Genomic DNA, 19740 nt, shown 5'->3' with positions numbered 1-19740 from the left:
TCCTTGTGGAATCGTTGGCCTTCACAATAAACCGGTCGTGATGACTGGTCGCTTTCAAAGTTTTGAACGAACCGATTGATGAACTCTATCGATAAAAATCCATCGCCCCGCCTGCGCCAACAGCGCGCCGCCATCGACGGCGCCATGAGCCGCGACCGGGGCCGTTTGCTGGGGATGCTCTCGCGTTGCCAGGCCAAGCCGCAGGATGCGGCACTGGCCGCCACCTTCGAGCAGGCCTTGCAGGCGTCAGTGCAGCGCCGGATGACACGGGCGCAGCAGCAGCCGTCCATTACTCTGGACCCGCAGCTGCCGATTGCGCGTGAAGCCGACGCCATCATCGGGCTGATCCGCGACCACCAGGTCGTGGTGATCGCCGGTGAAACCGGCTCGGGCAAGACCACCCAGCTGCCGAAACTGTGCCTGGCTGCGGGGCGTGGCCAGGCCGGCATGATCGGCTGCACCCAGCCGCGACGGATTGCCGCACGTGCGGTGGCCAGCCGCGTGGCGCAGGAACTGCAGAGCGAACTGGGCCAGCTGGTCGGCTACCAGGTGCGCTTCAACGACAAGGTCAGCGAAGACAGCCGCATCAAGTTCATGACCGACGGCATCCTGCTGGCGGAAATCGCCAGTGACCGCTGGTTGTCGAACTACGACACGATCATCGTCGACGAGGCGCACGAACGCAGCCTCAACATCGACTTCCTGCTGGGCTACCTGAAGCAGCTGCTGCGTAAGCGCCCGGACCTGAAGCTGATCGTCACTTCGGCCACCATCGACACCGAACGCTTCGCCCAGCATTTCGACAATGCGCCGGTGATCAGCGTTGAAGGCCGCACCTACCCGGTGGAAGTGCGCTATCGCGCGCTGGAAGGCGAGGGCGAAGACCAGGGCGAACGCACCGTCAATGACGCCATCGTGTCGGCCGTCGACGAGATCACCCGTCTGGATTCGCGCGGCGACGTGCTGATCTTCCTGCCGGGCGAGCGCGAGATCCGCGATGCGCACCAGTCGCTGGAACGCCGCAAGTACCGCAATACCGAGGTGCTGCCGCTGTACGCGCGCCTGTCCAACCAGGACCAGGACCGGGTGTTCAACCCCGGGCCGAACCGGCGCATCGTGCTGGCCACCAACGTGGCGGAAACCTCGCTGACGGTGCCGCGCATCCGCTACGTGGTCGATCCGGGCTTTGCCCGCGTCAAGCGCTACAGCCCGCGCAACAAGCTGGACCGCCTGCACATCGAGCCGATCTCGCAGGCCAGCGCCAACCAGCGCAAGGGCCGCTGCGGCCGTATCGCCGAGGGCATCTGCTACCGCCTGTATGCCGAGGCCGATTTCCAGGCGCGGCCCGAGTTCACCGATCCGGAAATCCGCCGCTCCAGCCTGGCCGGGGTGATCCTGCGCATGCTGCAGCTGGGCCTGGGCCGCATCGAGGAGTTCCCGTTCCTGGAAGCGCCGGACGAACGCGCGGTGGCCGATGGCTGGCAGCAACTGACCGAACTGGGCGCGATCGACGCCGAGCGGCGCATGACTACCATCGGCAAGCAGATGGCACGCCTGCCGGTGGACGTGAAGCTGGCGCGCATGCTGGTGGCCGCGCAGGCCGCCGGCTGCCTGCGGCCGATGCTGGTGATCGCCTCGTTCCTGGGCATCCAGGACCCGCGCGAACGCCCGCCGGAAGCGCGTGGCGCGGCCGACAGCGCGCATGCGCAGTTCGCCGATGGGCGGTCAGAGTTTGTCGGAGTGCTGCGCCTGTGGGATGCCTATCGGCAGGCCCATGAAGACCTGACCCAGTCCAAGCTGCGTGACTGGTGCGGCCGCCACTTCCTTGGTTTCCTGCGCATGCGCGAGTGGCGCGAGCTGCATCGCCAACTGCGCCTGCTGTGCGAGGAACTGGGCTGGAAGGAAGAAGCCAACGAGGCCTCGATGGCACCGCTGCTGGCCGGCAGCAGTGCACCGGCTCCGGCGCGCGATGACGCCGCTGCAGTGAAGGCCACCCGTGGTCAGCTGCACCGTGCCGCGCGCCTGGCCCGCGAAGGCAAGGCCGAGGCGGCCCCGGCGCCAGTGCCCGTGCGTGCGCAGAAGGAACAGGTACCGGTGGGCGGCGGTTTCAGCGAACGCGTGCGTGCCGCTGCGTACCAGACCCTGCATCGGGCGCTGGTGGCGGGCCTGCCGACGCAGATCGGCCACCGCACCGAGAAGGGTGACTTCCAGGCGCCGCGCCAGCGCCGCTTCCTGCCGTTCCCGGGCTCGGCGCTGTCCAAGCGTCCGCCGCCGTGGCTGCTGGTGGCCAACCTGCTGGATACGCAGAAGGTGTGGGGCATGACCCTGGCGGCGATCGAGCCGGACTGGGTCATCGCCGAACTGCCGCACCTGCTGCTGCGCAAGCACTTCGACCCGCACTGGTCGCGCGCACAGGGCCAGGTGCTGGCCTCCGAGCAGATCAGCCTGTTCGGCCTGGTGCTGGCGCCGAAGAAGCCGGTGCACTACGGCCGCATCGCGCCGGGCGAAGCGCACGACATCTTCGTGCGCCAGGCACTGGTGACCGGTGAGATCAACACCCGCGCCAGCTTCGTGGCCGACAACCAGAAAGTGCTGGAGATCGCCCGCGAGGAAGAAGCCAAGCTGCGCCGTGCTGGGATCGTTGCCGACGAGGACTGGCAGGCGCGCTGGTACCTGGACCGGGTGCCGCCGCAGATCCATTCGGCGGCGGGTCTGGACACCTGGTGGAAGGGGCTGGCGCCGGAACAGCGCAAGACCCTGCACTGGTCCTTGGTCGATCTGTTGCCGGGTGAGGGCAGCGAACAGGAGCGCTATCCGAAGTACCTGCCGCTGGGCCAGGCGCGCCTGCCACTGCATTACCGCTTCGAGCCGGGAGCCGACGACGACGGCGTCACCCTGGACGTGCCGCTGCATCTGCTCAACGCGCTGGACCCGGTGCAACTGGGCTGGCTGGCGCCGGGTTTCGTCGCCGACAAGGCCTCGGCACTGATCCGCAGCCTGCCCAAGGCGATGCGCCGCAACTACGTGCCGGCACCGGACTTCGGTCGCGCGTTCTACGAGGCGTTCCCGCAGCCCAGCGCCGATGCCATCACCGGCGAGCTGGCGCGCTTCCTGTCACGTGCGACCGGCGCAACGGTGACGGCGCTCGATTTCGAGCCCGGCTCGATCGAGCCGCACCTGCACATGAACCTGCGGCTGCGCGACGAGCAGGGCAAGGTGCTGGCGACCTCGCGCGATCTGGACGCACTGCGCGCGAAATTCGGTGGTCGTGCCGGCGATGCGTTCGCTGCACGCGCTGGGCGCGAGATGGCCGCCGATGGCCTGCGCACGTTCCCGGCCACGCCGATTCCGCTGCAGGTACCCGGTGAAGCGGGCGTGCCGGCTTATCCGGCGCTGCTGGACGAGGGCGACAGCGTGGCGCTGCGCATCTTCGCCGATCGCCAGCAGGCGCTGGAGGCCCATCCGCTGGGCGTGCGCCGTCTGCTGGAGATTGCCCTGGCCGAGAAGGTGAAGCAGGCACGCAAGCAGCTGCCGGTCGGTGCCAAGACCGGCCTGTTGTATGCGGCGATCGAGTCGCAGGAGCGCCTGCGTGGTGACCTGGTCGATGCGGCGATGAACGCGGTGCTGGCCGAGGGGCTGGAAGACATCCGCGATGCGGCAGCCTTCGAGCAGCGTCGTGAGCATGCGGCCAAGGCGCTGTTCGGCGAGGCCATGTCGCGGCTGAAGCTGGCCGAAACCATCCTGGCGCTGGTCGCGGAACTGAAGCCGATGCTGGAAGCACCGTTGATGGGTTGGGCGCGCGGCAATCTGGACGACATGGAAGCGCAGCTGGTCGGGCTGATCCATCCCGGCTTCCTGCGCGACACGCCGGCCGACGCGCTGGCGCAGTACCCGCGCTATCTGAAGGCGATGATCCTGCGTACCGAGCGTGCCAAGCGTGATCCGCCACGTGACCAGGCACGCATGCTGGAACTGCATCCGTTCCTGGAGGCGTTGGCAGTGGGGGAGCAGCAGGGACTGCGCGAACGCCCGCAATGGCAGGCCCTGCGCTGGGACCTGGAAGAGCTGCGGGTATCGCTGTTCGCGCAGGAGCTGGGTGCGCGCACCGGCATCTCGGCGAAGAAGCTGGCGCAGCGGGTGACCGCATTGCGCCAGGCGTGACGTCGTTGCTGCAGAGCCGAGCCCACGCTCGGCTCTGCAGCAACGTCACGGCGTTACTTGGTTCGGCGCACCTTCGGCTGGGTGTTCACGCCGTCGACCTTCAGGTACCACACGCCCATCACACCGGGCTTGATGCTGACGGCGGGGGACTGCTTGCGCACACCGGCCAGGGTGCTTGCATCGGTCTGCTCCCATTCCTGGCCGTTGTCCAGCACGTAGACGCGGCCTTTGCCGAAGCCGCGGAACTCGCCCTGCAGCACGCCGGTGATCGGCTCGCTGCTGCCGAAATCGAAGAAGCCGCGATTCTTCACGATCACTTCCTGACGGCCTTCCTCGCGCGCCGTTTCCCGTACGGCCGCAACCGCTTGGGTGGTGGCCGCTTCGACCTTGCCCTGCAGCCAGTGGTTCAGCGTGGCCAGTTCCTGCGCGTTGAGCTTGTCCAGGCCGGCCGCCTTGAACTCGGCCGGTGACATCTGCTGCTGCAGGTCACCCTCCACCACGCGCTGGGCCAGCGCAGGCGCCGACAGGGACAGCAACAGTGCGGCACAGGCCAGCAGCCGTAGGCGGAAACGCGGGACGATCGAGGACATGTCGGGACTCTCCTGGGTTTGCCCGCGAGTGTAGCGGCATGTCTTCATGCCGGGTGATGGTGGCCGCGGTGATTGTCCCTGAACGGCGCCGGCGCTAGTGTAGGGGCCTCTGTCTTGCCTGCTCGATGCTGTGAACCGCGCTTCCGTCCCCGGCCTGGATGCCTTGTTGAACCGCCCCTCGGCAGCCGTGCTGCCTGCTCCGCTGCGCCAGGCCCTGCGCGGGCACTGGGAAGCGCCGGACTGCGACCATCAGATGCGCGCCAGCTGGTCGGTGCTGGGCGACACCCTCGACGCACTGGCGATGCTCTCGGCCGACGAAGGCGCGGTGGTCGCGGCCCTGCTGTTCGATCTGCCCGGCCTGCGCGCCAGCCTGGAGCAACTGCCGCTGGGCAACCACAAGGCCGCAGTGATCGGCCTGCTGGATGGCCAGGATGCGGCCGACCCGGTCTGGGCACTGCATGCCGGACGTGAGGCAGGGCGCAACAGCGAGGGCCTGCGCCGCCTGCTGCTGGCGATCATCCGTGACCTGCGCGTGGTGCCCATCCTGCTGGCGCGGCAGCTGGCGCGCATGCGCGCGGCCGACAAGCTGGACGACGAGCAACGCCGCGCGCTGGCGCAGCTGACCCGCGACATCCATGCGCCGTTGGCCAACCGTCTGGGCATCTGGCAGCTGAAGTGGGAGCTGGAGGACCTGGCGTTCCGCCACCTGGAACCGGAGACCTACCGGCGCATTGCGCGGGAGGTGGACGAAACCCGCATCGCCCGCGAGCGTTACGTCGAGAACGTCAAGAAGGTGCTGTCGCGCGAACTGGTCGCGCAGGGCATCAAGGCCGAGGTCAGTGGCCGCCCGAAGCACATCTACAGCATCTGGCGGAAGATGCAGAAGAAGCGGCTGGCGTTCGACCAGCTGTACGACATCCGTGCGGTGCGCGTCATGGTCGACGATGTCGCCGCCTGCTACGCCGCGCTGGGCGTGGTGCATGCACTGTGGGCGCCGGTGCCCAGCGAGTTCGACGACTACATCGCCCGGCCCAAGGCCAACGACTATCGCTCGCTACATACCGCCGTGGTCGGCCCGGAAGGGCGCACTATCGAAGTGCAGATCCGTACCCACGAGATGCATTCGCAGGCCGAGCTGGGCGTGGCCGCGCACTGGAAGTACAAGGAAGGCGGCAAGGGCGCGGAGAAGTCCTTCGACCGCAAGATCACCTGGATGCGCCAGCTGCTGGAGCAGGCGCAGGATGGGCAGGGCAATGAACTGGCCGGGGCGCTCGATGCCGAGCTGACCGAGGACCGGGTCTATGCACTGAGCCCGAAGGACGAGGTGCTGGACCTGCCGCAGGGCGCCACGCCGCTCGATTTCGCCTACCAGGTGCACACGATGGTGGGCCACCGCTGCCGTGGTGCGAAGGTCAATGGCCGTATCGTGCCGCTGACCTACCGCCTGCGCAGCGGAGACCGCGTCGAGATCCTGACCGGCAAGGAGGCCGATCCGCGCCGCGACTGGCTGATGCCGGCCAACGGCTTCCTGGCCAGCAACCGCTCGCGCGAAAAAGTACGCAGCTGGTTCCACAAGCTGGACCGCGCGCGCAACGTGCAGGCCGGGCGCGAACTGCTCGAGCGCGAGCTGAAGCGTCTGGGCCTGCAGCATTCTGATCTGGCGGTGGCGGCGAAGAAGTTCCATGCCGACAGCGTTGACGACCTCTACATCCAGGTGGCGCTGGGTGACACCGGCCCGAACCAGGTCAGTCGTACCCTGCTGGAAGCCGAACGTGCAGCGAGCCAGCCGGCGCCCGCGCCAGCCCTGCCGCGGCCGACCGCGCGCCGCGAGAACCTGGGCAAGTCCAAGTTCACCGTGCAGGGCGTGGGCAACCTGCTGGTGCAGCTGGCGCGTTGCTGCCAGCCAGTGGCCGGTGAACCGATCGTCGGCTACCTGACCCGTAGCCGGGGTGTCACCGTGCATCGTGCAGACTGTGCCGCGCTGGCCCGGCTGGCAGCCACCAGCCCGCAGCGCATCCTGCCGGTGGAGTGGGGCCAGGCCGGTGGCGGCTACGAAGTGGACGTGGTGGTCACTGCGGTCGACCGCCGCTGGCTGCTGAAGGACATCACCAACCTGATCGCCCAGGAAGACGCCTACGTGCTCGACATCCACAGTGACAACGTGCGCAACAGTGGCCGTGCCCACCTGCGCCTGCGCCTGAAGGTGAGCGACTACGGCCAGCTGTCGACCCTGCTGGGCAAGCTGGATGCGCTGCCCGGCGTGAGCGAGGCGCGTCGCCTCGGCTGAGCTTCACGCTGCCCCGGCTACCCTGCACGCATGGAACGCGAGCCTCCGCATCGCCCGCATGGCGCTGAACATCCTGCGCTGGACCGCGTCCGCCGCGAAGGCCGTTGGTGGTGGCTGCAGGCACGTCACGCGCGCCGGGTGTGGCGCTGGGCGCTGATCGCGGCGCTGGCGGTGTTCGTGCTGCTGGTGCTGCTGCGCAAGCCGCTGGCCGACTGGTTCTGGGATGAGCCTCAGATTGAACAGTTGCTGGCCGAAGGCGATCGCGCACTGGCGGCCGGGCGGCTGAGTGCCGCCGATGGCAGTGGTGCGCGTGAGCGCTACCAGGCCGTGCTGGCGCTGGATGGTGATCGTCCGCAGGCCCGTGAGGGGCTGGCCCGTACCGGCGCCGCGGCCCTGCAGCAGGCCAGCGAAAAACTGCAGGCCAACGACGTCGAAGGCAGCGCGCAGGCGCTGGCCCTGGCCCGGGAACTGCAGGTGCCGCAGGGCGACGCGGACGCCGTGGCACGCCAGCTGCAGGCCCGGCGCAGCGCAGGCGCCGGCATCGGTGCACTGCTGGCGCAGGCGCGCAACGCCTTTGCAGCGGGCCGGCTGGACGACGGTGACAGCAGCGCGCTGCCCCTGTTCCAGCGCATCCTGGTACTGCAGCCGGACAATCTGCCGGCGCTGGAAGGTCGCGAGGACGCACTGAGCGATCTGCTGCAGCAGGCCCGCATCCTGGCCGGACGCGGCGAGCTGGCCGAGGCAGCCGCGATACTGCAGCGTGCGCGCCAGTTCGATGCCGGCCACGCCGATCTGCCCGCCAGCCAGGAAGCATTGGCACAGGCCGTCGACCAGCGCCTGCGCCAGGCCCAGCGCGCCTTGCAGCGTCGGCAGCTGGAATCCGCAGCGAAGGGATTCCTCGCCGTGCTGGCAGTGGCGGTTGATGATTCCAGTGCCCAGCGCGGCCGCGAACAGACCTTGCAGGCGGTGCTGGCACGCAGCCAGAAGCAGGCCGACGATTTCCAGTTCGAAGCGGCGCAGGCCGATGCCGCACTGGCAGCGGAACTGGGTGCTTCGCCGGCCGTGCAACAGCAGCTCGCGCAACGCCTGCAGCGCGCCCAACAGGCGCAGAAGGCGCTGCAGCAGCCGGCGGTCAGCAACACGCAGCGCGAGCGCCAATTGCGCGACCACCTGCGCAGGATCGAGCGCGCCGAACGTGCCGGGCAATGGATCAGCCCCCCCGGCCACAGTGCGTTCGACGCGTTGCGCGAAGCGCAGTCACTGGCGCCACGCGATGCACGGGTGAAGGCTGCCGCAGCGCGGCTGCTGCCCGCCAGTCGCCGCTGCTTCGACGACAACCTGCGGCAGAATCGCGTGCAGGCGGCCGGTGCCTGCCTGCAGGCGTGGCAGACCCTGTCGCCGACCGCGGCCGGGCTTCCCTCGGCACGCCTGCGCCTGGCCCAGCGCTGGCTGGCGATCGGCAGCGAACGGCTCGGCAACGGCGATCTGGCTTTCGCGGCACACGCCGCCGAACAGGCCCGGTTGCTGCAACCGGACCTGGCCGAGCTGCCGGCGTTCGAAGACCGCCTGCGCCGCGCCGGCGGTCGCCCGGATTAGGTGAAGAACACCCGCTGCACGGTCGCGCGGGCAGCGTCGAGGGAGAAGTGCTCTGCGATGTTGGCCAGGCCGGCGTCGGACAACTGCTGCCACAGCTGCGGATCCTGGTACAGGCGGACCACCGCATCGGCGAAGCCCGCCGCATCATCCGCCACCAGCACGTCCTGGCCCGGGTGCAGGTGCATTCCTTCCACGGCGCAGGTGGTACCTACCACCGGCTGGCCATGGGCCATGCTCAGGTTGATCTTGCCCTTCACGCCGGCGCCGAAACGCAGCGGCGCGATGGAAATGCGTGCGCCGTCCATGTAGGGCGTGATGTCCTCGACGAAACCGTGCATCTGCACGCCGGGCTGGCGTGCGGCCAATGCCAGCAGCGATTCCGGTGTGGCGGCACCGATGCAGTGCAGGCGTACCTCGGGCAGGCGGGCGCGGATGCCGGCAAAGACTTCGCCGATGAACCACTCCATGGCATCCAGGTTCGGCGGATGGCGGAAGCCGCCGACAAACACCAGATCATGGCGCTGTTCGAACGGCTTGCCCGCGCCGGCGACGTCGTGCAGGTTGGAGATCAGCTCCACCTGCACGGAAGGGGCGTCGGCCTGCAGCTGCTCGCGCTCGGCGGCACTGACCAGCACGGTGACGTCGCACTGCTCCATCACCGCCAGCTCGCTGGCGCGGGTGCGCTCGGCGGCGCGCAGCAACCCGGCATCACCGGCGACTTCGGCACCACGACGTTCGCGCAGGTAGTGCAGGTCCACGGTGTCGAACACGGTGCGGGCCTGCGGCGCATAGCGCTTCAGCAGCGGCAGGCACTCGTGGGCGACATGGTGGCGGACCAGCAGCGCCACGTGGAAACGCGCACCGTGCGTTCGCAGCCAGCTGGCGACGCCATCGAGGAACGGCGCATACCAGACTTCCACGCCCATCCGCTGCAGTGCTTCGGTGGCGGCACCGCCATGTTCGCGGCGGGTGGGAACAAACACCACATGAGCGCCGCCCTGCAGCAGCAGGCGGATCAGGTTCACCTGGCGCAGTGACGCCGAATCGCGATCCGGTTGGGGTACTTCCTCGTCCAGGATCAACACCTGGCGTCGGCCACGCAGCAGCAGCGCGGGTGACGGGACTTCGCCCACCGCCGGATGGCGGGCCAGCTCGGTGGCCCAGCGGGCGGCGAAGATGGCCTGGTTGCGCACCTGGTAGGCCTTCACCCCGCTGCCGGTATCGGTGCCGTTGCTGGTGCCTTCATCGTGGATCACCCGGCTGGCTGGTTGCACCAGCACACGCAGGCCCTGGGCGCGAACGCGGAAGGCCAGGTCGGTGTCCTCGTAGTACGCCGGCTTGTAACGGGTATCGAAGCCGCCCAGCTGCTGCCAGAGGGCGCGCGGCAGCATCAGCGCCGCGCCGGAGCCGTAGTCGACGTCGCGCAGGCTGGCAAAGCGTGGGTCGTCCGCCGCCTCGAAACGGCCGTAGCTCCAGCCGCTGCCGTTGGCGAAGATCACACCCCCTGATTCCTGCAGGCGGCCATCCGGGTACAGCAGCTGGCTGCCGACCAGGCCGGCGTCGGGCGTGCTGGCGAACGTGTCCAGCAGGGCATCCAGCCAGCCCGGCTGTGGCACCGTATCGTTGTTGAGCAGCACCACATAGCGGCCGCGTGCGCGCGACACGCCATCGTTGCAGGCCTCGATGAAGCCGCCGTTGTGCTCGCGCACCTCATAGCGCAGTCCGGCGACCTGCGGCATCCACTGCACGGTGGCGTCGCTGCTGCCGTCATCCACGACCAGGATCTCGCACGCCGCCAGCGGCGGATGTGCCGCCAGGGCGCGCAGGCAGGCCAGGGTATGGCCGACGTGGTTGTAGACCGGGATGACGATACTCACTTCCGGCGTTTCGCTGAACGGCACCGTGAAGGGGGCGAAATCCTGTGCCGGCGGCAGGAACAGCGGCGTTCGCGGCGCGGGAACGGCGCGCTGGGTATGCACGCGGATGCGCTGCCAGGTCGCCCGCCACCCACGGGTACGCAGGCTGGCCAGGCTCCGGCGGGCCAGGCCCGTGAGGCGGTTGATCAGGTATCGGATCTCGGCCAGGGACATCGCCATCCGGTTGCAACTCCAGCTTAAGCAGGGGAACCCGGGAGAATTCGCCAGCCGCAGCGGCTGGGGTAGACTCGCCAGACCCTACATTCTCGCATTCCCGTGCCCCGACGCTACGATTCCGACGACATCGACGATTTCGACGACGACGACCAGCAGGACAACGGCCCGCTGTGGCGGCGCCGGCTGATCACCTGGAGCATGGCTGCGGTCGCGTTGGGATTGGGTTTCCTCATTCCCTATACGCTGTACCTGAACCAGCAGGTGACCCAGCGTTTCGGCGAGCTGCGCTGGCAGATCCCGACGCGCGTCTACGCGCGCCCGCTGGTGCTCACCCCCGGCAAGGCGATGGATGCGTCCACGCTGAAGACCGAGCTGGCCGCCTCCGCCTACCGCGATGACGGCCAGGGCAAGGAGCCGGCCACCTATGCGGTGAACGGCGGGCGCTTCGTCATCTCCAGCCGCGGCTACAACGACGTCGATGGCCGGGTTGCCCCGCGCCGGCTCGAGCTGTCACTGGCCGATGGTGCGGTCGCCTCGCTGCGCGACGCCGATAACCGCAAGGCCTTGAAGGCCGCGCGGTTGGACCCGGCCCGCATCGCCACCCTGTACGGCCAGAAGCAGGAAGAACGCCGCCTGATCCGCATGGACGAGGCGCCGGACCTGCTGGTGACCGGCCTGCAGGCGGTGGAGGACAAGGACTTCAACCGCCACCACGGCATCGACCTGTCCGGCATCGCGCGCGCGGTGTGGGTAACCATCCGCTCCGGTGGCCAGAGCCGCCAGGGCGCCTCTACGCTGACCCAGCAGCTGGCCCGCAGCGGCCTGCTCGGCATCGGCAAGGAGCAGACGGTTACCCGCAAATTCAACGAAGTGCTCTACGCGCTGATCATGGAAGCGCGCTACGACAAGCGCACCATCTTCGAGGCCTACCTCAACCAGGTGTACCTGGGCCAGCGTGGCAGCCAGGCCATCCATGGCATGTCCTCTGGCGCCGAGTTCTGGTTCGGTCGCGACCTGCAGTCGCTGGAGACCGAGCAGATCGCGCTGCTGATCGGCCTGGTCAAGGGCCCGTCCTTCTACGACCCGCGGCGCAATCCGGAACGCGCGCTGGATCGCCGCAACTTCGTGCTGGGCAAACTGCACGAAGCCACGCTGATCGATGACGCCGAGTACCAGCGTGCGTTGAAGGCCCCGCTGGGCGTGCCCAAGACGCCGGGCCTGGTTGCCGCCAACCGCTTCCCCGCCTATGTCGATCTGGTCCGCCGCCAACTGGGTCACGACTATCCGGAATCTGCCCTGCAGGGCGCCGGCCTGAGCGTGATGACCGGTATGTCGCCGTCCGCGCAGGCCTATGCCGAAGGCGCGGTGACCCGCACCATCAAGTCGCTGGAGAGCAAGCGTCGCCCCGAACTGCAGGCCGGCATGGTGCTGACCGACGTGCACAACGGTGATGTGCTGGCGGTGATCGGCAGCCGTGAAGTGTCCGAGGTGGGGTTCAATCGAGCGATCGAAGCACAGCGCCCGGTCGGCTCGCTGTTGAAGCCGTTCGTGTACCTGCTGGCGCTGGCGCAGCCGGACCGCTACTCGCTGGCCAGCTGGGTCGACGATTCGCCGGTGACGGTGCAGCTCGGCCGTGGCCGCAACTGGAGCCCGGGCAACGCGGACAACCGCAGCCACGGCACCGTGCGCCTGATCGACGCGCTGGCGCATTCCTACAACCAGGCCACGGTGCGCGTGGGCATGCAGGTCGGCCCCGAGCGTGTGACCCAGCTGATCCACGTGCTGGCCGGCATCAAGGCCGAAGCGAATCCGGCGGTGATTCTCGGTTCGACCGACCAGAGCCCGTACGCGATGGCCCAGCTGTACCAGTTCCTCGCGTCCGGTGGCGAAATCCAGCCGCTGCATGCGGTGCGTGGCGTGCTCGATCCGCAGGGCAAGCTGCTCAAGCGTTACGACAAGACCCCGGCACCGGCCCAGGAAGGCGACTCGATTGCCGCCAACCTGATCAGTGTCGGCCTGCAGCAGGTGGTTGCCAGCGGCACCGCGCAGCGGCTCAACGCCGATGGCCTCGGCCGCCTGCAGCCGGCCGGCAAGACCGGTACCACCAACGATGGCCGCGACAGCTGGTACGCCGGTTACACCGGCGATCATCTGGCGGTGATATGGATCGGCAACGACCAGAACGAGCAGGCCGGCCTGTACGGTGCCACCGGTGCGATGCGGGTGTGGTCGGGCATCTTCCAGCGCCTGCCGAGTGCCCCGCTGCGGGTCAGCAACAAGGGCCTGGACTGGCAGTCGGTGGCGCCGACCGGACTCAACAGCACGGATGAAGGCTGTCCGGGCGCGCGTCGTTTCCCGTTCGTGGTGGGCTATGCGCCGGCCTATGCACCGTGTGCGCCGGCGGTGTCGCCGGACGGGCAGGGTGCCGAAGGCGAGGGCGGTGGCTGGCGTAGCTGGTTCGGCCTGGACCGCAAGCCTGAGCCGCCTGCTGAACCTGCTGCGGCGCCCGCCGCCGCCACTCCTCCTCCGAGCCGATGATGCCGATGAACATGCGATCCCTGCTGCAGCCCCTGGCCCTGACCGGCCTCAGCCTGGCCCTGGCCGCCTGCGTCAGCAGCGCACCGCCGGTGGCCAAGCCGCCGGTTGATACCACCACGCCGGCACAGCGCCTGGCTGCGGTGGATGCGGCCGCAGGTCCGGACGACAAGGAGCTGTCGGTGCAGCCTCTGCGTGATTCGCAGGTGGAAGACCTGCGGGTGACTGCACAGACGCAGCGTCAGGCCAACGACCTGGCCGGCGCCGCCAGCAGCCTGGACCACGCGCTGGAAATCGTGGCCGGTGACCCGGCGGTGTTGCAGGAGCGTGCCGAGCTGGCGCTGTTGCAGGGCCAATGGGCACAGGCTGAGACGTTCGCGCGCAAGGCGGTGGATCTGGGCTCGAAGACCGGGCCGCTGTGCCGCCGGCACTGGGCGACGATCGAGCAGTCGCGCCTGGCGCGGGGCGAGAAGGAAAATGCGGTGTCGGCGCATGCGCAGATTGAAGGTTGCACGGTGCCGGGGATCAAGCGGTACTGAGGTATTCCACTCCATCGGGCGCTGCCCCCTCTGCGGCGCGCGCTCGCACTGATGGATACTGGTGATGGGCCGGGTAGGTGGGGCGTGCAGGACACGCCGTAAACCCATCCTTGGGGGCTCGATGGCGCCATCCATGGCGCCAACGGTCCTGCACGCCCCACCCACCCGGCCTGCCATACATCGCGCGGGCCGCAGGCAAGAACAAAATCAAAATCAAAAGCGGGTCGCGCGCTGCGCGCGCTCGCTGCCATTTCCTTTCTTCTTTCCCCGTTCCCTCCACCGCTTTTGACATGCCAGTCGAGCAAGCTCGACTCTACGAAGCACGTCCATCCGTCACCGGGAAACTGTCGAGGGTGGGGCGGGAGGGGCAGGCAGGACCGTTGGCGCCATGGATGGCGCCATCGAGCCCCCATGGACGGGTTTACGGCGTGTCCTGCCTGCCCCTCCCGCCCCGCCAAACACGCAGCAACCCAGAGCCATGAACACCGCTGTTGCTGTTGCCTTTGCCTACGCTCTGGCTTGAAACGGGTGCCGGGCAGCGCCCGGCCGGGTATCCTTTCCCTCTGATGTCCGACCTTGTCCATGCCAGCCGCGAAGCCCTCAGCGACGGCGGCGCGCTCGCCTCGCACCTGGATGCCTTCGTCCCGCGTCCGGCACAGCTGCACCTGACCGAAGCCATCGCCGATGCGCTGCAGCAGCGTGATCTGCTGCTGGCCGAGGCCGGTACCGGCACCGGCAAGACGTTTGCCTATCTGGTGCCGGTGCTGCTGTCCGGGTTGCGCACCATCATCTCCACAGGCACCCGCGCGCTGCAGGACCAGCTCTACCACCGCGATCTGCCACGGGTGCGCCAGGCACTCGGGGTCGGCCTGCGCAGTGCGCTGCTGAAAGGGCGTGCGAACTACCTGTGCCGCTATCGCCTGCAGCAGGCGCGCGGCGAACCGCGGTTTTCCAGTCCCGAGCAGGCCGCGCAGTTCCAGCGCATCCTGGCCTGGTCCGGTCGCTCGGAGTTCGGTGACATCGCCGAGCTCGACGGGCTGGCCGACGACTCCCCATTGCTGCCGATGGTCACCTCCACCGTCGACAACTGCCTGGGCACCGATTGCCCGTTCTGGGATGACTGCTTCGTGGTGCGCGCGCGGCAACGCGCGCAGGCCGCCGACGTGGTGGTGGTCAACCATCACCTGCTGCTGGCCGATCTGGCGCTGAAGCAGGACGGCTTCGGTGAGCTGTTGCCCGGTGCACAGGCCTTCGTCATCGACGAGGCGCACCAGTTGCCCGAACTGGCCGCGCAGTTCTTCGGCGAGGGTTTTGGCATGCGCCCGTGGCAGGAGCTCGGGCGCGATTGCCTGGCTGAAGCACGCGGTGTGGGCGGCGCGCAGTCGGCGCTGCAGGAACCGGTCGACCAGTTGCAGCAGGCGCTGCTGGCGCTGCGTTCGGCGATGGAGGGACTGCCGCCGCGTGGCACGCAATGGCGCGCGCTGGCGATGCCACAGGTGCGCGAGGGATTCGATACGGTGATGGCAGGGTTGGTGACCCTGGAGCAGGCATTGCAGCCGCTGCGCGAAGCGGCGGCGGGTCTGGATGCCTGTCATGCGCGGGCGCGTGAGGCGGTCTCGCGGCTCAGCCGCTGGCTGGGCGATGACGAGCCCACTCTCGACTTCGATACCGATCCGGCGGACACAGCCAGCGCGGCTGATGTGCTCTGGTACGAGCTCACGCCACGCGGTTTCCGCTGCCAGCGCACGCCGATGGATGTATCCGGCCCGTTGCGCGAGCATCGTGAGCGTAGTCGCGCGGCATGGATCTTCACCTCGGCGACGCTGACCGTGGGCGGTGGTTTCGATCACATCGCCACGCGTCTGGGCCTGGACGATCCGCACACGCTGGTCCAGCCAAGCCCGTTCAATTGGCCCGAGCAGGCGCTGTGCTACCTGCCCGAAGGCCTGCCCGATCCGGCGGCGCGCGGGTTTGGCACCGCGCTGATCCAGACCTTGCGGCCGGTGTTGCAGGCCTCGCAGGGCAGGGCCTTCCTGTTGTTCGCCTCGCACCGTGCATTGCGTGAGGCCGCCGAGGCATTGCGCGACGGGCCATGGCCGCTGTTCGTGCAGGGCGAGGCACCGCGCGCGACGCTGCTGCAGCGCTTCCGTGAATCCGGCAATGGCGTGCTGCTCGGCTCGGCCAGTTTCCGCGAGGGCGTGGATGTGGTCGGCGAAGCGCTGAGCGTGGTGATGATCGACAAGCTGCCGTTCGCGGCGCCGGACGATCCGGTGTACGAGGCGCGGCTGGAGGCGATCCGCAGCCAGGGCGGCAATCCGTTCCGCGACGAGCAGTTGCCGCAGGCGGTGATCGCATTGAAGCAGGGTGTCGGCCGCCTGATCCGCAGCGAGAGCGACCGTGGCGTGCTGGTACTGTGCGACCCGCGCCTGCTCAACCGGGGCTATGGCCGGGTCTTCCTCGATTCGCTGCCGCCGTTCCGGCGTACTCGCAGCCTGGCCGATGTGCAGGCCTTCTTTACGCCACAATGGGCGCCCGTGTCCGATGATGCGGCTGCCCCAGTCGCTGTTGCGACCGGCCCTGAGCCGGCGCCCGGTGCCACGTTCCCCCTGTTCTGACCCGATCCGATGAAACTGCTCGCCTTTGAAACCGCCACCGAAGCCTGTTCCGTTGCCCTGCATGTCGATGGGCAGGTGCTGGAACGCTTCGAGATTGCCCCGCGCCGGCACGCCGAACTGAGCCTGCCGTGGGCGGAGGCGCTGCTGGCCGAAGCCGGCATCAGCCGCCGCCAGCTGGACGGCATCGCGCTCAGCCGCGGCCCCGGCGCGTTCACCGGCGTGCGTCTTGCGATCGCGATTGCCCAGGGCATTGCGCTGGCCCTGGACCGTCCGCTGTTGCCGGTCTCGACGCTGCAGGTGCTGGCGTTGCGGGCACCGACGGAAGAAGCGCAGATCCTGTCAGCGATCGATGCGCGGATGGGCGAACTCTACGTTGCCCGCTTCGAGCGCGTGGACGGCCTGCCGGTGGCGCGTGATGCCGAGCGCGTATGCGCACCCGCTGCGGTATCGCTGCCGGAAGGGCTGTCCGCCTACGGTGTTGGTACCGGTTTGGGTGCGGCCGAGGGTGCGCTTGTTGCGCAGTTGGGCGCTGGCCTGCGCGGCTTTGATGCCACTGCGCTGCCGCGGGCGTCGGACGTGCTTGCACTGGCGGTGCCGGCGTTCGCTCGTGGCGAAGCCATCGCACCGGAGAAGGTCGAGCCGGCGTACCTGCGTGACAACGTGGCACTGACCCTGGTCGAGCAACAGGCCGCGCGCGAGGCGAAGGCGAAGGCCAACGGCTGAGCCCCTCGTGGCGGGGGGGGGGGCGTAGATCAAAAGCCGTGGTTTGGCCGGGCGGGTGGGCTGCGCAGGGGGCGCTGCAAGTACGTCCCTGTAAGCTCGGTCGCCGCTTGCCCGTGTGCGCTGTCCTGCGCACACGGCAAGACCGGGGTTGGGCGTCCTGCCCAACCCGCCCGAGGCATGCCTCGGGCCCATGCGGCTCACGCCCCTGCGCAGTCCACCCGCCCGGCCTCTGACAGTTCCCGTGTGCGTCCGCCACGGAAAATCAAAAAAAGAAAAGTCAAAGTCAAAAGCGGATCGCTTCGCTCGCATCCACGCATAGCGTGGATGTGTGTCGACCAAGGTCGACACCTACCAACAGCGGAGCGGGACGCGATGCGCCGGGATCTGTCAAAGGTGGGGCGGGGTGGCTGGGCAGGACCGTTGGCGCCATGGATGGCGCCATCGAGCCCCCAAGGATGGGTTTACGGCGTGTCCTGCCCAGCCACCCCGCCACACCAAATCCACAGTCCAACCGCCGCCTTTGACGTTGACGTTGACGTTGACGTTCAGCGGGTCCCGGGCCGCAGGCCCGGGCAACAAACCCTACCGGTCGTCGTGCAGGGTGCCGCCCGGCAGGAACACCCACGTGCGCGTGACCTGCAGGATATCGATCTCATCCTCGGTCTTCGGCAACGGCGGGAACGGCTGCGCCAGCTTCACCACCCGCAGCGCCGCCTCATCCAGCAACGGCGTCCCGCTCGAACGCAGGATCCGGCTGCTTTCCACGCTGCCATCGCGGCGCACACCCACGCTGATCACCACCTGGCCACCCAGGCGGCGCTGCCGGGCCTCGTCCGGGTAGTTCAGGTTGCCGACGCGCTCGGCGCGATCGACCCAGGCACGCAGGTAGTTGGCATAGGCATATTCGCGCGTGCTGGCCGACACGAACTTGCGGTTTGGGCGCTTGGCGTACTGCGCCGAGCGCAGATGGACTTCAGCGGCCAGGCGGGCCATTTCCACATCGCGCTGCTCGCGCGCGCTCAGCGGTGCGTCCGGTTCGGGCTGATCCGGCGTGGGCCGGGACTGCGCCTGCGCGACCACCTCTTCGCCATTGCGGCTGCTGACCACCCGCGCCTGCGGCGGCGGAACCGGTGCGGCCGATTGCTGCTGCTGCGGCACCGGGCTGATTCCAGACTGGGCCTGCGGCACGATGCCGGCCTGGTTGTCACGCGGACGCTGTGCGCGGTCGTGTTCGCCACCGCCTTCCTGGTTGGCTGCGGCCAGGAAATCAGCCTGCTTCGGCGTCAGTGCGGTGCGGGTCTGGCTGAAGATCACTTCCAGCGTCGGCACCAGCGGCGCATCGCCCTTCACGGCGAAGCCCACGCCCAGGATCAGCAGGGCGTGGACCAGCACCGACAGCGCGATGGTCGCCCCCAGCCGTTGCGCTTCGCGCGGCGGCGGGGGCAGTACGGCAGGTGCGGACGGCATCAGCGCAGGCCGGCCTCGAGTGCGTCGAACAGGGTGCCGGCGATGTTCAGGCCGTACTGTGCGTCCAGTTCGCGCACGCAGGTCGGGCTGGTCACGTTGACCTCGGTCAGGTAATCACCGATCACGTCCAGGCCGACGAAGCGCATGCCGCGACGCTTCATCTCCGGCCCGACCTGGGCGGCGATCCAGCGGTCGCGCTCGCTCAGCGGGCGACCTTCACCGCGGCCACCGGCGGCCAGATTGCCGCGGAATTCATCGCCCTGCGGGATGCGCGCCAGGCAGTAGTCGACGGGTTCGCCATCGACCAGCAGGATGCGCTTGTCGCCAGCGGTGATGTCGGGAATGAACTTCTGTGCCAGCGCCATCCTGTGGCCGCCGTCGGTCAGGGTTTCCAGGATCACATTCAGGTTCGGATCGCCCTGGCCGCTGCGGAAGATCGAGCGGCCGCCCATGCCATCCAGCGGCTTCAGAACCGCCTGGCCGTGTTCCAGGGCAAAGGCCTTCAGCGCCTTGGCATCGCGGCTGACCAGGGTCGGCGGGCAGCACTGCGGGAACAGCAGGGCGGCAAGCTTCTCGTTGTAGTCGCGCAGGCCCTGCGGGTTGTTGACCACGCAGGCACCGGCAGCGGCGGCCACGTCCAGCACCTGGGTGTCGTAGATGTACTCGGCGTCGACCGGCGGGTCCTTGCGCATCAGCACGATCTGGCCGGGACCGAACTCGGTACGACTGAACGCACCCAGCTCATACCAGCCGGCCGGGTCGTCGCGCACCTGCAGCGGTGCGGTCTGGGCCACCGCCACGCCACCTTCCAGGGCCAACCCGCCAGGGCGCACGTAGTGCAGGGCATGGCCGCGGCGCTGGGCTTCCAGCAACATGGCGAAGGTGGTGTCCTTGGCGATCTTGATGTGGGCGATGGGGTCCATCACCACGATGACGTTCAACGGCATGGGCGCACCTGTCTGGCAAGGCGTTGATGGTAGCGGCAACGCCGGTCGCGCGCCTCCCCGCCGTACTGCAACGCAGCGTCCGCCCGGCGGTCGCGCACGCATTGCGAAACCCGTCACGTTCAGGAGGGTGCCATGCCCCGCGCCATGGGGCGGCCTTGAAGCGGGCGCGGAAAGTGCGATATAGATA

11 protein-coding genes are annotated in these 19740 nt (G+C 68.6%); 7 read left to right on the top strand and 4 right to left on the bottom strand.

The features are described from left to right. Positions 1-78 precede the first annotated feature (78 nt). On the top strand, positions 79-4161 hold the full coding sequence (hrpA, locus tag ACZK33_RS17770) for an ATP-dependent RNA helicase HrpA (RefSeq protein ID WP_423174872.1): 4083 nt from the start codon (positions 79-81) through the stop codon (positions 4159-4161). Positions 4162-4214: 53 nt separating this feature from the next. On the opposite strand, the gene ACZK33_RS17765 is transcribed toward hrpA, so the two are convergent. Further along, positions 4215-4751: a hypothetical protein gene (locus tag ACZK33_RS17765; protein WP_329893271.1), complete on the bottom strand. Its 537-nt coding sequence runs from the start codon at positions 4749-4751 to the stop codon at positions 4215-4217. 130 nt (positions 4752-4881) lie between these two features. On the opposite strand from ACZK33_RS17765, the gene ACZK33_RS17760 reads away from it, so the two are divergent. Beyond that, positions 4882-7038: a RelA/SpoT family protein gene (locus ACZK33_RS17760; protein ID WP_032130198.1), complete on the top strand. Its 2157-nt coding sequence runs from the start codon at positions 4882-4884 to the stop codon at positions 7036-7038. Positions 7039-7068: 30 nt separating this feature from the next. Then, positions 7069-8634: a hypothetical protein gene (locus tag ACZK33_RS17755; RefSeq protein WP_423174871.1), complete on the top strand. Its 1566-nt coding sequence runs from the start codon at positions 7069-7071 to the stop codon at positions 8632-8634. On the opposite strand, the gene ACZK33_RS17750 is transcribed toward ACZK33_RS17755, so the two are convergent. Beyond that, complete coding sequence (locus ACZK33_RS17750) at positions 8631-10730, bottom strand: glycosyltransferase (protein WP_423174870.1); 2100 nt, start codon at positions 10728-10730, stop codon at positions 8631-8633. The genes ACZK33_RS17755 and ACZK33_RS17750 overlap by 4 nt on opposite strands. A 96-nt stretch (positions 10731-10826) precedes the next feature. Here ACZK33_RS17750 and mrcB point away from each other — a divergent pair, with 96 nt between their 5' ends. The 4 genes from mrcB to tsaB all read left to right on the top strand — a co-directional run bounded on the left by mrcB (position 10827) and on the right by tsaB (position 17139). Further along, positions 10827-13265: a penicillin-binding protein 1B gene (gene mrcB, locus ACZK33_RS17745; RefSeq protein WP_180844975.1), complete on the top strand. Its 2439-nt coding sequence runs from the start codon at positions 10827-10829 to the stop codon at positions 13263-13265. Then, a complete protein-coding gene (locus ACZK33_RS17740; protein ID WP_080356554.1) occupies positions 13262-13801 on the top strand; it encodes a hypothetical protein in 540 nt (179 codons plus the stop codon). The genes mrcB and ACZK33_RS17740 overlap by 4 nt, the downstream gene beginning before the upstream one ends. Positions 13802-14367: 566 nt before the next feature. Then, positions 14368-16416 carry a DNA repair helicase YoaA gene (locus tag ACZK33_RS17735; RefSeq protein ID WP_423175214.1) on the top strand — a complete coding sequence of 683 codons (2049 nt, stop codon included), beginning with the start codon at positions 14368-14370 and terminating at the stop codon, positions 16414-16416. Positions 16417-16425: 9 nt separating this feature from the next. Next, positions 16426-17139, top strand: a complete 714-nt coding sequence (gene tsaB, locus ACZK33_RS17730) for a tRNA (adenosine(37)-N6)-threonylcarbamoyltransferase complex dimerization subunit type 1 TsaB (RefSeq protein ID WP_423175213.1) — start codon at positions 16426-16428, stop codon at positions 17137-17139. 582 nt (positions 17140-17721) lie between these two features. Here the strand turns inward: tsaB and ACZK33_RS17725 are convergent. Both ACZK33_RS17725 and gshB read right to left on the bottom strand, forming a co-directional pair. Continuing rightward, entirely contained in the window at positions 17722-18606 is an 885-nt protein-coding gene (locus ACZK33_RS17725; protein WP_423175652.1) for an energy transducer TonB family protein, read from the bottom strand. Beyond that, complete coding sequence (gene gshB, locus ACZK33_RS17720) at positions 18606-19553, bottom strand: glutathione synthase (protein WP_012511876.1); 948 nt, start codon at positions 19551-19553, stop codon at positions 18606-18608. Before gshB ends, ACZK33_RS17725 begins: the two co-directional genes overlap by 1 nt. Positions 19554-19740: the final 187 nt, after the last annotated feature.

Source organism: Stenotrophomonas sp. 86156_Sma, assembly GCF_056481625.1.
The sequence above is the reverse complement of the archived record's forward strand: the minus strand, read 5'-3'. Positions and strand labels throughout refer to the sequence as shown.